The following is a 13,364-nucleotide window of genomic DNA, read 5'->3' as shown; positions in this document are numbered from 1 at the left end:
ATAGGAATGATGATGAAAAGCCTCAAATCTTTGTTTATCTCCGGGTTTATTGCCTTGGCGGTGTGTACCTCCAGCATAGCGTTTTGGCAGTTATTTACCGGTGGCGGCTGGCCCTGGGCGGTGTTGTTGTTCACCTGTGTACCCTCGGTGTTGTTCTTCAGTTATCTGTTTCTGTTCAAGCCTGCCCGCACCAGTGCGAACCTGCCAGGCGTCTTCTGGCCGACCTTGCTTGGCTCACTCGCGGTGATCAGCCTGGCGCTGGCTGGGCAAGCCAGTATGGTGATGGTCAGCCTGGCTATTATTAACTTGCTTGGTGTGCACGCCTATATTCGTTGGTACAGCCGTTACGGTGTGCGACAAGCGAATGTGGTGATAGGTGAGCCCCTGCCTGACGTTACCTTTAGCGATCTGAATGCTAAGCCGGTAACGGTGGCGAGCTATGCGGGGCAGCCGTTGGTGATGTTGTTCTTCCGGGGTAATTGGTGCCCGCTTTGTATGGCGCAGATTCGTGAAGTGGCTGAACAATACCAGTCGTTGCAGTCCCAGGGGGTTCGGGTGGCGTTGATTAGCCCGCAGTCTCACAGCCAATCTGGGGATTTAGCCAAGCAGTTTGATGTGGATTTTGAGTACCTTCGCGATGACGATAATCGTGCGGCGCGCGCCTTGGGTATTATTGATGCAGGGGGCACTCCCGCTGGCCTGGAAGCGTTGGGTTATGACAGCGATACGGTGATGCCCACGGTGTTAATCGTCGATGGACAAGGGCGCCTAGTGTATCAACACTTAACCGATAATTACCGAATACGCCCGGAACCGGCGTTGTTTGTTCAAGTGTTAAAAGAGAAAGGGCTGATTGACGGCTAACAGCAGGGGCCAGCTTCTAGCTACGAGCTAGAAGCTGGCAATCTGCCGCTGTCTTTAATCATCCGGCCCTTTCAGGGAAAGCTTGGGCAGTTCTTCGCCGCATTGCTGACAGAAGCGGGCGTCGGGGTCGTGGGAATGCCGGTAGCAGTTGGGGCATTCACGTTCATAACGCATGCTCACCCGAGCAGCAGAAATCTCTGCGGTGACGATCCCGGTGGGCACCGCAATAATCGCATAACCGGTAATCATGGCCAGTGAGGCAATCATTTTGCCAAAGCCGGTCTGCGGTGAAATATCTCCGTAGCCCACCGTGGTAATAGTCACGATAGCCCAGTAAATGCTTTGAGGGATGCTGGTAAAGCCGTGCTCCGGGCCTTCCACCACATACATCAGGCTGCCAAAAATAATAATCACCACAAACACGGAGAACATAAACACAGCGATTTTGCGCCGAGTGCGGATCAAGGCGATGCCCAGCTGGTTCGCCTCGCCCATAAACTTGGCCAGCTTCATTACCCGGAACACACGCAGTACTCGCAGAGCACGGATAGTGAGCAAGTAATTGGAGCCAGGAACCAGCAAACTAAGGTAGGTAGGGATAATCGATAACAGGTCTACGATGCCGAAAAAGCTACGGGCATAGCGCAATGGCCGCTCGCTAACCCATAACCGAACGCTGTATTCAATGGTAAACAGGATAGTGAAAAACCATTCTGCGGCGTACAGTGCTTCGCCGTATTGTTCGTGCAGGCTGGCCACACTGTCGAGCATGACCGCGACCACACTGCCCAGAATCGCCACAATCAATAGAATATCGAATAGCTGCCCGGCGGGAGTGTCGGTGCCGAAGATAATGTGCTGCCAGCGTTGCCGCAGGTTTTCCATACGTGGGTTGTGTCCTTAAGCATGAATGAACAAAGCCGGGCATATTGTGGCTTGTTCAGGCAGTGATGACTACTTAAGCCAAAATCCCTCACAGAGCCTTACTTTACCTCACCCGTTACTCAACATCGCCGGGGGGCTTTAGTCATGGCCAGGGTGTTTCCAGCAGCGCGAGCGTAACCGGCCAGACAAAAAAATAGAGCCTCAAATGAGGCTCTATTTGTGGCGGCCCAAACGTACAGGACAGCAGCCCTTAAGGCGTATTTATATACTGCGGGGCGTTATTTCTGCCGTTTGGGCAGCGCGTCGCGCAGTTTGTCGGCCATGCTGCGGATGGCTTCTTCGGTGGTGTCCCAGGCAATACAACCATCGGTGATGGACACACCGTATTCCAAATCATCCAGGTTCGGCGGGATCTTTTGGTTGCCGAATTTCAGGTGCGATTCCACCATCAAACCGAGAATGGATTCATTCCCTTCCAGAATCTGGTTGGCAATGTTTTCCATCACTAGCGGTTGCAGGCCCGGGTCCTTGTTGGAGTTGGCGTGGGAGCAATCCACCATGATGTTGGTAGACACACCGGCTTTCTCCAATGCCTGCTCGGCCAACGCAACGGACACGGAATCGTAGTTCGGCTTGCCACCACCACCGCGTAACACAACATGCCCGTACTGGTTACCTTTAGTGGTGGTTAGCGCCACGCGGCCTTCCGGGTCGATGCCCAAGAAGCGGTGGGGATGTTGCACACTGAGCATGGCATTCACTGCCACATCCAGGCTGCCATCAGTGCCGTTCTTGAAGCCCACAGGGCTGGACAGGCCGGAAGACATTTCCCGGTGTGTCTGGCTTTCGGTGGTGCGCGCGCCAATGGCGTTCCAGGCGATTAGGTCCTGCAGGTATTGCGGGGTGGTCGGGTCCAGCGCTTCGGTGGCGGCGGGCAAGCCAAGTTCCGCCACATCCAGCAGTAGCTTACGGGCGATATGCAGGCCCTCTTCCACCTTGAAGGAATCGTTCATGTAAGGGTCGTTGATCAAGCCCTTCCAGCCCACGGTAGTACGCGGTTTTTCAAAATAAACACGCAGCACCAAGTAGATAGTATCGCTCACCTCGTCGGCCAGTTTTTTCAGCCGGGTGGCGTACTCCATGGCGGCGTCCGTATCGTGGATCGAGCAGGGGCCGATCACCACAAACAGGCGGTGGTCCTTGCGGTCCAGAATATTGCGGATAGTCTCGCGGCCGCTGATGACGGTTTGGCGGGCGTTATCGCTGAGGGGCAGTTTTTCCTTCAGCGCGTTGGGCGTAATCAATACGTCCTGCGAGGCGATATTAAGGTCGTCTACCTGCTTGTCGGTCATGATGTGCTTTGCTACCTGTAGTTGCTGGAGGCCCCGTGCCCTATTTTTGCGCGGCGGGCTCTGGCTGACACTCCTTTTGTAGAGGTTCAGCAGTCTAGCGGAATCAGGCGGCTATAGAAATATCAAGGGCCCTGTCTGCGCCATAGGGTGGGGCAATCATACCTAGGGCGGGGAGCCATGCTGGCGGTCTTTCGTGATGCAAGTATGACGAACGGGATTATACCCCGGCGATCAGTTCTTCCACATACCTCGGCACCAGTTCAGTAGCCAGCCCACGCCTATGTTCGGCAAAAGCGGTGAGCTGCTGGGAGGGCTCCAAATTCAATTCCACCGTGTGCGCCCCGTGCCGGTTGGCTTCTTCCACGAAGCCGGCGGCGGGGTAGACATTGCCACTGGTGCCGATGCTGATAAAACGATCGCATTGAGACAGGGCGCGGTAGATCGCTTCCATTTGCAGGGGCATTTCACCGAACCAGACCACATGGGGGCGCAGGCAGCCCTTCGCCCCGCACAACGGGCAGGGCAGGGCCACCGTTAGGTCATGGTCCAGATCGACCAGGCCGCCGCTGGTTTGGCAGCGCCCTTTGAGTAGCTCGCCGTGCATATGGATTAGGTTACGGTTGCCGGCGCGCTCGTGGAGGTTGTCGATATTCTGGGTAACCAACAACACCTTGCCCGCCGGCAAAGCTTTCTCTAACGTGGCCAGCGCCTGGTGGGCTGCATTGGGCCTGATTGCCCCTGTGAGTAATTGCCGGCGCCGCTGGTTGTAAAAGTTTTGCACCAGCAGGGGGTTACGCAAGAACGCCTCGGGGGTGGCGACATCTTCTACCCGGTGGTTTTCCCACAGGCCGTCTGCTGCTCGGAAGGTCTTGATACCCGATTCCGCCGAGATTCCGGCGCCAGTAAGTATTACAATGTTTTCAGCCATTTAAGTACCCTGTATCCGTTACACCCCTATTCTTGGAAGCCTCTATGGACACCATTATCGATCAACAGGAAAACCTTAGCCTGCCCCCGCGCGGCAACGTGACCCTGCTGCATTTTCATCAGGGCATGGTGTTGTTGGTGGGCGAGGACGCCGTTGGCCTGTATCGCGATCGGGTCGCCATCGACGACCCTCTAGCCAATGGTGTCATTGGCTACGAAACCATTCCAGCGCCATTGCAGCCGCAATGGAGCGAAGAATGTGGTTTTGTTCAAGAGCATCAATCCGGGTTTGTTGGCTTGAATGAAGGCGGGGTTCTCTTTATTCGCCCGGATGGCGTGGCCCTCTATCCCAGTGGCATGCATGCGTTGCAGAATCAACAAATGTGCTGGCTGATTTCCTTTCCGCCGCTTAATGCTTAACCGCGCATCACGATAAAGCAAACCCACCGTAGACTAGCCTGCTGAAACGGGGATGCGGTGGTGAAGGCAGTAGCGTTTTTTCGCGTTGCGCCGTGGTGCGTGAAGCGTCAACACAAGGAGTTATTCATGGCAGAAGAAACCACTCGGCTGCGTTTGCGAACGCTGACGCACGAGGATTATCCCGCGTTGGCGCGTCTGATGAATCAGGTGTATCACGATATTGGTGGCGCCTGGCCAGAAGACACCATCAAAACCCTGATCCGCATTTTTCAAGACGGGCAGCTGGTGATTGAAGACAACGGCGAACTGGTGGCCACGGCACTGACTATCAAAGTTAAATACGACCGGTTCTCCAACCCGCATCGCTACGAAGACCTGATTACCGACGACAAAGTGCGCTCCCACGACAACAAGGGCGATGCGCTTTACGGCCTAGATGTATTTGTAGACAAGGAATACCGCGGCTATCGCCTGGGCCGCCGCTTGTACGAAGCTCGCAAAGAATTGTGCCGGGAAGAGAATCTACGTGCGATTTTGGCGGGTGGTCGCCTGCCGGGGTATACCAACTACGCTGACCAGATGCCGGTGACCGAATACATCGAGCAGGTAGAAGCCCGCGCCATCTACGATCCTATCTTGTCATTTCAGCTTTCCAACGGCTTCGACGTGAAACGTCTTATGAAGGCGTATCTGCCGGAAGATGAAGATTCTCACGGCTATGCCACGCTGTTGGAATGGGACAACATTCTCTACGAACCGGAAGACGACGACGCCGAATGGCCACGCCGCACCGTGGTTCGTGTGGGCGTGGTGCAGCGTCGTATGCGTGCTGCCCGCGACGTGCAAGACCTGCTTAATCAGGTGGAGTTTTTTATTGATGCGCTATCCGATTACCGCGCCGACTTTGCCGTGCTGCCGGAATTCTTTAGCGCGCCGCTCATGGGGCTACGGCCAGAATTGAACTCCGTGGAAGCGGTGCGCTTCCTCGCCAGCTTCACCGAAGAAGTACGCGATGCCTTGGCGGATATGGCCGTGAGCTACAACATCAACATCATTGGCGGCTCCATGCCGGTGATTGAAGATGACAAGGTCTACAATGTGGCCTACTTGATGCGTCGCGATGGCTCGGTGGAATCCCAGTACAAGATTCACATTACCCCCCACGAACGCCGTGACTGGGTGATCCAGGGCGGTGACAAATTGCAGGTGTTCGATACCGACGCAGGTAGGGTGGGTATCCTGATTTGTTACGACGTGGAATTCCCTGAGCTGGGCCGGATTCTCGCCGACGAGAAAATGGACATCTTGTTCGTGCCGTTCTGGACCGACACCAAAAACGGCTACCTGCGCGTACGTCACTGTGCCCAGGCCCGCGCCATCGAAAACGAATGCTACGTGGCCATTTCCGGCTCGGTGGGCAACCTGCCCCGGGTGGATGCGGTGGATATCCAGTACGCACAATCGTCGGTATTTTCCCCCAGCGATTTCTACTTTCCCCACGACGCCATCATCAGTGAATCGGTCCCTAATACCGAAATGCTGATGTTTGCCGATGTGGACCTGGAAAAACTGAAATTGCTGCACCGGGAAGGCTCGGTGACCAACCTGCGCGATCGTCGGGATGATCTTTATAGCTTGGATTGGAAAAAGAAAGACTAAACCCTCAGGGCAGGGCCGCCCGGCCCTGCCTGTACTTCCCGGTCAGAAGTATGCTGTAGGAACGTAGCGTAGCGAACTAACGCACGTAGTGCGGCCCGAAGGGTGAGCGAAGCGAATACGGCGCTTGAGCCGCGAACAACCTCCCCCCCAAAAAAAAATCGTACTCACGTCAGACAGCTTTGCTCAAACAAGTAAGAAAGCCTGATCTTCTGTGCCTACTATGAAATGAAGCCTTCCCCCTATTATAGCCGCCAGGAAAGGGCGTCGTTGTAGCCTGTTGAGATTTCTGTTTTTATCGATAGATATACAGATTTGATAAATGGGAAATAGAGCCGGCGCCTTCAGTTAATATTCGATTGGGCTTTCTAATACCTGTTAAACGTTTAGGATAATCATGGAAGTATCTAGCTCTGTAGTAACTGGCGCAATGAGGGTGGGAGTTCAAATTGTTAGCTCTCACAAGACTCCTATATTGGAGGTGTACCACCAAGTCAGAAATCGGTTTGGGCCAGAAATCGAGTATGAAATACCAAAAGGAGTTTCTGGCGAAGAGACGAGCAAACAAAAGACAAGGTTTCAGGACATATTCATAGAATTTACACTAGTGAACATTGGCGGTTCTAGAGCAGAGAATATAAAGCTTAGCCTAGAGGGTGATTTGAGGCGTAATTCACCAAGAGAGGACTTTGGGGAATTATTTGATGTGGTTATTCCTCAAATGGCACCTGGGCAAAGTCGTTTTCTTTTTCAATTTGATAGTCATGATTTAAATGAATATCCAGAAGGTGGCGGTAAGCCAATTGGTTTGAAAAATGGTTTCTTTACGATTGTCATGGAATATGACTCTGGGAAAGGTGCTCTCAATTGGATCATGTCATTACTATCAAAAATAAGAGGGAAACGAAGGTTCCGAGAAGAGTACACATTTTTCCCTACGTTGGTTACAGGTGATCTTCCTCCAGCAGAATATGCTCCATGAAACGTTTAATTGGGTAATAAAGGCGCCGGAATAGTTCCCTCGCTTTAGAAAGAAAAAGAAATAAATAATAAGAGATATAAGGGACGCGTATCAATGAGATAATCCCTTACACTGAGCGAAGCAGATAGCTTATGTTGTACCGATTATTTGGTCAGCAACAACCGGGGGCACGCACATCTTTCTAGTGGTAGCGCGGTCTAGCCAGGATAGGAAATATCAACCATGTTGATTATTGCTCGGAGATATCTCAGATAGCCTATGTAGGAAACGTGAGGCTTCACATCTTGAATCTGCCTGTTCGAATCAGGATGCTAGTGCTGAATAAGCAAAGGAGGGCGAGATGGCGACCTATCCCATCGACGGCGCTTGCCAGTGTGGTGAGGTGACCTACCAGTTATTGGCCGAACCCCAGAAGGTGCTGGCCTGTCACTGCAAGGCGTGCCAGAAACTGTCCACCAGTGCGTTCAGCTTAACGGCTGTTGTTCGTGCCCAGGACATCGTGTTTCATGGCGAAATGCGTGAATGGTTGCGTACCGCAGACAGTGGTAATACTAGTGCGGCAATGTTCTGTCCTACCTGTGGTAATCGTATATATCACGTCAACCCGGATGAACCGGACAGCATTAAATTAAAGCCCGCCAATCTGGCTGATACCAGTATTCTTGAGCCTCAGGCGCATATCTGGATTAGCGAGAAACAGGACTGGTTCAAGATTCCGGAAGGGGCGAAAACCTTCGATCGACAGCCGTAAGCGTGCTGGTTTAACAGACGATGGCCATAGGGCCGTATTTTTCGTTTAAAAAGGTGCCGGATGATTAACGCTTGGATGGTCAGGGCTGTCGCCATTCTGGACGTTTTTCTGGGCGTGATGGTTGGGGCTGCCGACATTTGGCTGCCCGTGTCTGGCCCGTCTTCCGAACTCAGAGTGCCTGCTGCGTTGTGTATTGTTCTTGGAGTGATTGTCTTTGCTCTGGATCGATATGAGTGGACGCGGCCAGCGGCTGTGATGGCCGTTATGTTCCAGATTGCCGGGGTGGTCGCCGCGCTGGCATATATCAGCCTCGGTTAAAACATCGCGCTGGTTGTCACGGGCTCCTTGCCTGTGTAATCCCCCCATTTTTAACTGCCTGCATGAGTAGGGGTTAGCACGCTTGTGGTAGTCGGGCCGCTATGGGTATGCGGTCTGATATTTGGGTGACGTATGTGTTTATTCCCACCGGGGGGCTCTTTCCTCTCGGGGGCGCGCTGAAGTCGAGGGTGCCGGTCTCGTTTCATTTTTTAAAGTAAACAAAGTTTTCTTCTTTGTATCCTCTTTCTTGCTCAATTTGACCCATATCAATATACGGTGACATTGTTCAATGTAACCGTTGAGGGTGTCACCTTTGTGGCCTTAGCATCCGATTAATTCGATCTGCTTAAGGGGCAAGATGATGACAATTCAGGTTGATCCGGTACGCCGGAATCTCAAATTCGGGCTGCCCGCCGGCAAGGCATTGAGCTGGAACCCCGGCGGGCTGCATGTTTCACAGTTCTATAACACCCTGTCGATTTTCTTTCCGGCGGGGGAGCGCTTCTTTATTCAGAGTGTGCGCAACTACGCTAAGGAAATCACTGATCCGAAACTGAAGGAGCAGATCTCGGCTTTTATCGGCCAGGAAGGCTTCCACACCCGCGAGCATGAGGAATACAACGACGCATTGCAGGCGGAAGGGATGCCTGTTGAGGCTCTGGATGCGCTGGTGGTGCGGTTGCTGGAGCTGGTGAAGAAGGCGCCGCGCTCGGTGCAGTTGGCGGCCACGGTGGCGCTGGAACACCTTACCGCAGTGCTGGGTGACATGGTGCTTCGTAACCCCGAATTGCTGGAAGGAGTGGACCCACATTATTCGGCGATCTGGCGTTGGCATGCCATTGAGGAAACCGAACATAAAGCGGTCTGTTTCGATGCCTTCGAGCAAATGCTGGGCAGAGGCATCAAAGCCTATGGGTTACGTGCTGGAGCGTTCTTGTTGGTTAATGCGCTGTTCTGGAGTCTCTACGTGCCCTTCTACACGATAATGGTGGCGAAGGGGGGCGGCCTGCTGAACCTGAACGGCTGGAGGAAGGTGGTCAACCTGACGTTGGGTCGGCCGGGGGTGCTGCGACGCTCTATACCGGATTGGCTGGATTTCTTCCGCCCAGGCTTTCACCCCTGGATGCATGATAACCGAGAATTTTTAAACCAGACCGAGGCGCTGATTGAGGAAGTCGCCGCCTTTCGCGTCAACCGGCTGAAAGCCGCCTGAGGAGGGCAGTGACATGACTAGTAAAGCCAAGATTCCCGCCAAGACGGTGTCGGTGGATGTGGCCATTGTAGGGGCTGGCTTCGGCGGGCTGTGCATGGCGATCAAGCTGCGCGAAGCGGGCAATGAGGATTTCGTTATTTTGGAGAAGGCTGCGCAGGTGGGCGGTGCTTGGTATTTCAATCGCTATCCGGGGGCCGCCTGCGATGTGCAGTCGCACTTGTATTCCTTTTCCTTCGCCGCCAAGGCGGATTGGACCAAGCGTTATGCGCCTCGGGACGAAATTGAGAACTACATTCTCGATACTGTGGAGCAGTATCAGCTACGGCCCTTTATCCAGTTTAACCAGGAAGTTAACGAAGCCCATTTTGATGAAACCACTGGCCGCTGGACGGTGCGCACCGCCGCGGGCATGACCATTGATTGTCGCCACTTTGTGCTCGCCTCCGGTCCGTTACATGTGCCGAATGTGCCGAACATCAAGGGACTCAAGCGTTTCAAAGGCAAGGTGATGCATTCAGCCGAATGGGATCATGGTTATGACTTGGTGGGCAAGAAGGTGGTGTCCATCGGTACGGGTGGCAGCGCCATTCAGTATTGCCCGGAAATTGCCCCCAAGGTGAAGAAGCTATCGGTGTTCCAGCGTAGCGCGGCGTGGGTTATTCCCCGTGATGAACGCGGTTACTGGGGTATTCAACGGCGGTTGTTCAAGCGCTTCCCGACCCTGCGCAAACTGCACCGGGCGCGCCTTTACTGGGGCAATGAGTCTCGGGTGGCGCCAGCCTCCAGCCCTAAAGCCGCACGGCTGCTGGGTGCCCTGTGTAAACAGTTCATCCGCCTGCAAGTGAAAGACAAGAGGCTGGCGAAGGCACTGACACCTGATTACACCTTCGGCTGCAAGCGGGTACTGATTTCCAACAAGTGGTTCCCCATGTTCAACCGTGACAATGTGGAGCTGGTTACTGCCGGTATCCGCGAGGTGAAAGCCAACAGTGTGGTGACGGAAGATGGGGTAGAGCATGACGCGGATTGTATTATTCTCGGCACAGGGTTTGTGGTGGATCCACGTATCTACATGAAAGACTTTCCGGTGACCGGTTTGCCGGGCCATGATCTGAATAAGGACTGGGCCGAATCTGCTGAAGCGCATTATGGTATTACCGTCAGTGGTTACCCGAACCTGTATATGCTGGTGGGGCCAAACACGGGCTTGGGCCATAATTCCATTCTGTTCATGATTGAGTGCCAGGTGAGATACGCCTTGCAATGCATGGCGCTGCTGCGAGAGGAGGGCGCGGATTATTTGGATGTGAAGCCCAAAGCCCAACAAGCTTTTAATGCCAACGTGCAGCGCCGCCTGCAAGGCACCACCTGGACCTCCGGTTGTACCAGCTGGTATCAACAGGACGATGGTAAGAATTTCGCTCTGTGGCCGGGCTCCACGTTGCGCTACTGGCTGGAAACGCGCAACGTGCAGTCCACGGATTATGAGTTTGTGTGCGCGAATGCCGAAGCCGAAGCGGAGGTAGAAGTAGAGGCCTGAGGGAGGCTTGCGTTAATGTGTGAACGAGGGGCAGCAACCTAAGCTGCCCCTTTTTTGTGGATGGCTTTTGGGCATTGAGTGTGCGCTGCGATAAAAGTACAGCGCAGTCGCTAGGCGCCCGCTCAGGTCTCCCAGACGGCAAGACGGCGGATAGGCAACTCGCTGGCCGTCGATAACGGCAGCGCGGTGCACGCTTTGAGAATCGGTTTTTTATTTAGCTACCGGATCATCGGGCGTTATCAGTGTGACGCTGAGAGTGGCCGTAACAGCGCAGAGGACAGCGTGAGAAAAGTGTAAGAGTGATGCTTGATTGAGCTTGCCAGCCATGGGTATGTCGCTTCCGGCTACGGGAAATCTGTGTGCTCGGTTATCATGTGTTGATGACTTCTCGACACCATCGCCTAGACCGTTTTCTCAGCGCCCGACTGCAAATGAGCCGAAGCAATCTGCGGCTGTTGCTGGCTGCCGGGCGCGTGCGGGTAAACGGGCAGGTGGAGCGGGATCGGCAGCGGCGAATTGGCCTTTTTGATGCGGTGGTGTGCGATGGTGAAATTCTGCAGGCGAACCGGCCGCGTTATTTGATGATTAACAAGCCTGCGGGGGTCGTCAGCGCTACCCGAGATGAGCACCACCCCACGGTGCTGGAGCTGCTGCCAAGGGGCCAGCGTGAAGGGCTGCATCTGGCCGGGCGGTTGGATTTTAATTCCACAGGGTTGGTGTTGCTGACCAATGATGGTGCCTGGTCGCGTCGCTTGAGCTTGCCGGAAACGGGCCTCTGGAAACATTACCGGGTGAGTGTTGATAAACCGTTGAGCGATGAAGATGTAGTGTCATTTTCGCAACGTATGTGGTTCGACTTCGAGCAAATTTACACCCAGCCGGCCAGGCTAACGATTCGTTCTTCTTTTGAAGCGGATGTATGGCTTCACGAAGGCAAGTATCACCAGATTAAGCGAATGTTTGGGCGTACTGGGAAGAAGGTAACGGCGCTGCACCGTTTGGCCGTAGGCCGCATTCAGTTGGACGCTTACCTGGCACCGGGGGAAAGCCGGGAGCTGACCCAGGCAGAGCAGCAAACGGCTTTAGATCCAGAGCCAGTGGAGTAAAGTGCGGTTGTCTTTGGCTTGAGCCGTGAGTGTGTTTCGCCTGCATTGTCTTGAGGTTGTGTCAGGGCAGGAGGTTGCTGTTAGCGTCGCCGCGCGCGGAAAGCTGCGCGGACGTGGCCAGCCAGTACTTGGGTGGCGGACCCTTCTTCGCCGCGGTACAGCATGGCGATTTGGTAGTCGCCTAGTGCGGGTAAGGCGTATTCGTCACCTAGTTGCTGCAACGGTGGCTGGGTCAGGCTGAGAGGAAAGGGGCCAATGGCCAAATCAGCCTGCATGGCAGCCTCCTGGCCGGCACAGTGCTCGCTGATATAGGCAATGCGGTAGCGGTGTTGGCTGTGGTCCAGCGCCTCCAGTGCTATCTTGCGCCACGGACAACCCTGGCTGGCCAGCGCCAGGGGCAAAGGACTCTGAGTGACCGCGATGCCGCCTTGTGCTCCGGCCCATACCAGAGGTTCGTTATGCACCACCTCCCCTCGGGCTGGCCGCCCTTGTTTACCCGTCGTTACCATAATCAAATCCAGCTTTCCGGCATCGAATTGTTGCAGCATGTCGGCACTGCGGCCAACCAGCACATTGACTTGAACGGCGGGGTGAGAACGAGAAAATTGTGTCAGCACCTGAGGCAAGATGCGGGTACCAATATCATCGGGTGTGCCTAGCCGCACGGTGCCTTCCAGCTCCGGGGCAGTGAAGTGGCTAATGGCTTCCTGGTTCAGTTTCAACAGACGTCGGGCATAGCCAAGCATGGCTTCGCCCTCTGCCGTTAGGCTGACCCGCCGCGCTTCGCGTAGGAACAGCCGCTGCCCCACCTGTTCCTCCAGCCGCTTGATCTGCATGCTTAAGGCGGAGGGGGTGCGAAAGACCTCGCTGGCGGCTTGTGTGAAGCTTTCGGTTTCGGCAATGGCCACGAAGCTGCGCAGGATTTCCGTATCCAGTAAGGGTTGGAGGGGGGCAGGGGACGGCATGGCTGACCTTTCAGAAATTTTGAACAGTGGATGCAGTTCTTTTCGATTTACTGATCATAAACCCGATTGCATCATGGGGGCCAATCACAGCCTAGCCACGCCATATTGTCATCGGACAGGGAGGAGACCATGAAGCATAACGAAGCCCAGAGGCTTGCAGCCCCGGTAAGGACTCAATCGCGCAAGCCAGACTTGCACATGCCTGCTATGCCACCGTTGGCAATGATGGATGCGCTGGATTACCGCATCCGCTTGGCGTGGTATCGCCTGCGCAAGAACCGCGCGCAGCACCGTGCTCAGATTATTCAGCGGTTACAACGTCCTCTAGCCTGAAACCTGAATGAAGGTGGCTGCTGCGGCCATAACAAAAAAGGCGCCTGAAAAG

Annotated in this window: 14 protein-coding genes; 10 read left to right on the top strand and 4 right to left on the bottom strand. The window is 54.5% G+C overall.

Features of this window, described 5'->3' with window-relative positions:
* Positions 1-12: 12 nt before the first annotated feature.
* Positions 13-864, top strand: a complete 852-nt coding sequence (locus Y017_RS01485; RefSeq protein ID WP_035458408.1) for a peroxiredoxin — start codon at positions 13-15, stop codon at positions 862-864.
* A 54-nt stretch (positions 865-918) separates the two neighbouring features.
* Here Y017_RS01485 and Y017_RS01480 read toward each other — a convergent pair whose 3' ends face one another.
* The 3 genes from Y017_RS01480 to cobB form a co-directional block, all read right to left on the bottom strand.
* The gene (locus Y017_RS01480) at positions 919-1,749 is read right to left on the bottom strand and encodes an ion transporter (RefSeq protein WP_011588374.1); all 831 of its coding nucleotides are present in this window, start codon (positions 1,747-1,749) and stop codon (positions 919-921) included.
* 278 nt (positions 1,750-2,027) lie between these two features.
* On the bottom strand, positions 2,028-3,101 hold the full coding sequence (locus Y017_RS01475) for a 3-deoxy-7-phosphoheptulonate synthase (protein ID WP_011588375.1): 1,074 nt from the start codon (positions 3,099-3,101) through the stop codon (positions 2,028-2,030).
* A gap of 217 nt (positions 3,102-3,318) precedes the next feature.
* Positions 3,319-4,029 carry a Sir2 family NAD+-dependent deacetylase gene (gene cobB, locus Y017_RS01470; RefSeq protein WP_035458405.1) on the bottom strand — a complete coding sequence of 237 codons (711 nt, stop codon included), beginning with the start codon at positions 4,027-4,029 and terminating at the stop codon, positions 3,319-3,321.
* A 44-nt stretch (positions 4,030-4,073) separates the two neighbouring features.
* Here cobB and Y017_RS01465 point away from each other — a divergent pair, with 44 nt between their 5' ends.
* The 8 genes from Y017_RS01465 to Y017_RS01430 all read left to right on the top strand — a co-directional run bounded on the left by Y017_RS01465 (position 4,074) and on the right by Y017_RS01430 (position 12,014).
* The gene (locus tag Y017_RS01465) at positions 4,074-4,448 is read left to right on the top strand and encodes a hypothetical protein (RefSeq protein ID WP_011588377.1); all 375 of its coding nucleotides are present in this window, start codon (positions 4,074-4,076) and stop codon (positions 4,446-4,448) included.
* A gap of 126 nt (positions 4,449-4,574) precedes the next feature.
* Positions 4,575-6,107, top strand: a complete 1,533-nt coding sequence (locus tag Y017_RS01460; protein WP_011588378.1) for a bifunctional GNAT family N-acetyltransferase/carbon-nitrogen hydrolase family protein — start codon at positions 4,575-4,577, stop codon at positions 6,105-6,107.
* 394 nt (positions 6,108-6,501) lie between these two features.
* Positions 6,502-7,086: a hypothetical protein gene (locus Y017_RS01455; protein WP_155849233.1), complete on the top strand. Its 585-nt coding sequence runs from the start codon at positions 6,502-6,504 to the stop codon at positions 7,084-7,086.
* A gap of 340 nt (positions 7,087-7,426) precedes the next feature.
* The gene (locus Y017_RS01450) at positions 7,427-7,837 is read left to right on the top strand and encodes a GFA family protein (RefSeq protein ID WP_035458400.1); all 411 of its coding nucleotides are present in this window, start codon (positions 7,427-7,429) and stop codon (positions 7,835-7,837) included.
* Positions 7,838-7,897: 60 nt separating this feature from the next.
* Positions 7,898-8,155 carry a hypothetical protein gene (locus tag Y017_RS01445; protein WP_035458397.1) on the top strand — a complete coding sequence of 86 codons (258 nt, stop codon included), beginning with the start codon at positions 7,898-7,900 and terminating at the stop codon, positions 8,153-8,155.
* 358 nt (positions 8,156-8,513) lie between these two features.
* On the top strand, positions 8,514-9,368 hold the full coding sequence (locus Y017_RS01440) for a metal-dependent hydrolase (protein ID WP_011588379.1): 855 nt from the start codon (positions 8,514-8,516) through the stop codon (positions 9,366-9,368).
* A 13-nt stretch (positions 9,369-9,381) separates the two neighbouring features.
* The gene (locus tag Y017_RS01435; RefSeq protein ID WP_051428672.1) at positions 9,382-10,908 is read left to right on the top strand and encodes an NAD(P)/FAD-dependent oxidoreductase; all 1,527 of its coding nucleotides are present in this window, start codon (positions 9,382-9,384) and stop codon (positions 10,906-10,908) included.
* A gap of 359 nt (positions 10,909-11,267) precedes the next feature.
* On the top strand, positions 11,268-12,014 hold the full coding sequence (locus Y017_RS01430; RefSeq protein WP_011588381.1) for a pseudouridine synthase: 747 nt from the start codon (positions 11,268-11,270) through the stop codon (positions 12,012-12,014).
* 80 nt (positions 12,015-12,094) lie between these two features.
* On the opposite strand, the gene Y017_RS01425 is transcribed toward Y017_RS01430, so the two are convergent.
* The gene (locus Y017_RS01425; protein WP_011588382.1) at positions 12,095-12,979 is read right to left on the bottom strand and encodes a LysR family transcriptional regulator; all 885 of its coding nucleotides are present in this window, start codon (positions 12,977-12,979) and stop codon (positions 12,095-12,097) included.
* A 129-nt stretch (positions 12,980-13,108) separates the two neighbouring features.
* Here Y017_RS01425 and Y017_RS01420 point away from each other — a divergent pair, with 129 nt between their 5' ends.
* Positions 13,109-13,312: a hypothetical protein gene (locus Y017_RS01420; RefSeq protein WP_035458391.1), complete on the top strand. Its 204-nt coding sequence runs from the start codon at positions 13,109-13,111 to the stop codon at positions 13,310-13,312.
* Positions 13,313-13,364 lie beyond the last annotated feature (52 nt).

The organism is Alcanivorax sp. 97CO-5, assembly GCF_000524665.1.
GTDB classification, from domain to species: domain Bacteria; phylum Pseudomonadota; class Gammaproteobacteria; order Pseudomonadales; family Alcanivoracaceae; genus Alcanivorax; species Alcanivorax borkumensis.
The sequence above is the reverse complement of the archived record's forward strand: the minus strand, read 5'-3'. Positions and strand labels throughout refer to the sequence as shown.

Excerpts from the sequence above, each read along its gene's own strand:
- Y017_RS01455 (WP_155849233.1), top strand. The coding sequence starts at position 6,502 with ATGGAAGTATCTAGCTCTGTAGTAACTGGCGCAATGAGGGTGGGAGTT.
- Y017_RS01480 (WP_011588374.1), bottom strand. The coding sequence starts at position 1,749 with ATGGAAAACCTGCGGCAACGCTGGCAGCACATTATCTTCGGCACCGAC.
- Y017_RS01465 (WP_011588377.1), top strand. The coding sequence starts at position 4,074 with ATGGACACCATTATCGATCAACAGGAAAACCTTAGCCTGCCCCCGCGC.
- Y017_RS01475 (WP_011588375.1), bottom strand. The coding sequence starts at position 3,101 with ATGACCGACAAGCAGGTAGACGACCTTAATATCGCCTCGCAGGACGTA.
- Y017_RS01460 (WP_011588378.1), top strand. The coding sequence starts at position 4,575 with ATGGCAGAAGAAACCACTCGGCTGCGTTTGCGAACGCTGACGCACGAG.
- Y017_RS01420 (WP_035458391.1), top strand. The coding sequence starts at position 13,109 with ATGAAGCATAACGAAGCCCAGAGGCTTGCAGCCCCGGTAAGGACTCAA.
- Y017_RS01425 (WP_011588382.1), bottom strand. The coding sequence starts at position 12,979 with ATGCCGTCCCCTGCCCCCCTCCAACCCTTACTGGATACGGAAATCCTG.
- Y017_RS01445 (WP_035458397.1), top strand. The coding sequence starts at position 7,898 with ATGATTAACGCTTGGATGGTCAGGGCTGTCGCCATTCTGGACGTTTTT.
- Y017_RS01440 (WP_011588379.1), top strand. The coding sequence starts at position 8,514 with ATGATGACAATTCAGGTTGATCCGGTACGCCGGAATCTCAAATTCGGG.
- Y017_RS01435 (WP_051428672.1), top strand. The coding sequence starts at position 9,382 with ATGACTAGTAAAGCCAAGATTCCCGCCAAGACGGTGTCGGTGGATGTG.
- cobB (WP_035458405.1), bottom strand. The coding sequence starts at position 4,029 with ATGGCTGAAAACATTGTAATACTTACTGGCGCCGGAATCTCGGCGGAA.
- Y017_RS01450 (WP_035458400.1), top strand. The coding sequence starts at position 7,427 with ATGGCGACCTATCCCATCGACGGCGCTTGCCAGTGTGGTGAGGTGACC.
- Y017_RS01485 (WP_035458408.1), top strand. The coding sequence starts at position 13 with ATGAAAAGCCTCAAATCTTTGTTTATCTCCGGGTTTATTGCCTTGGCG.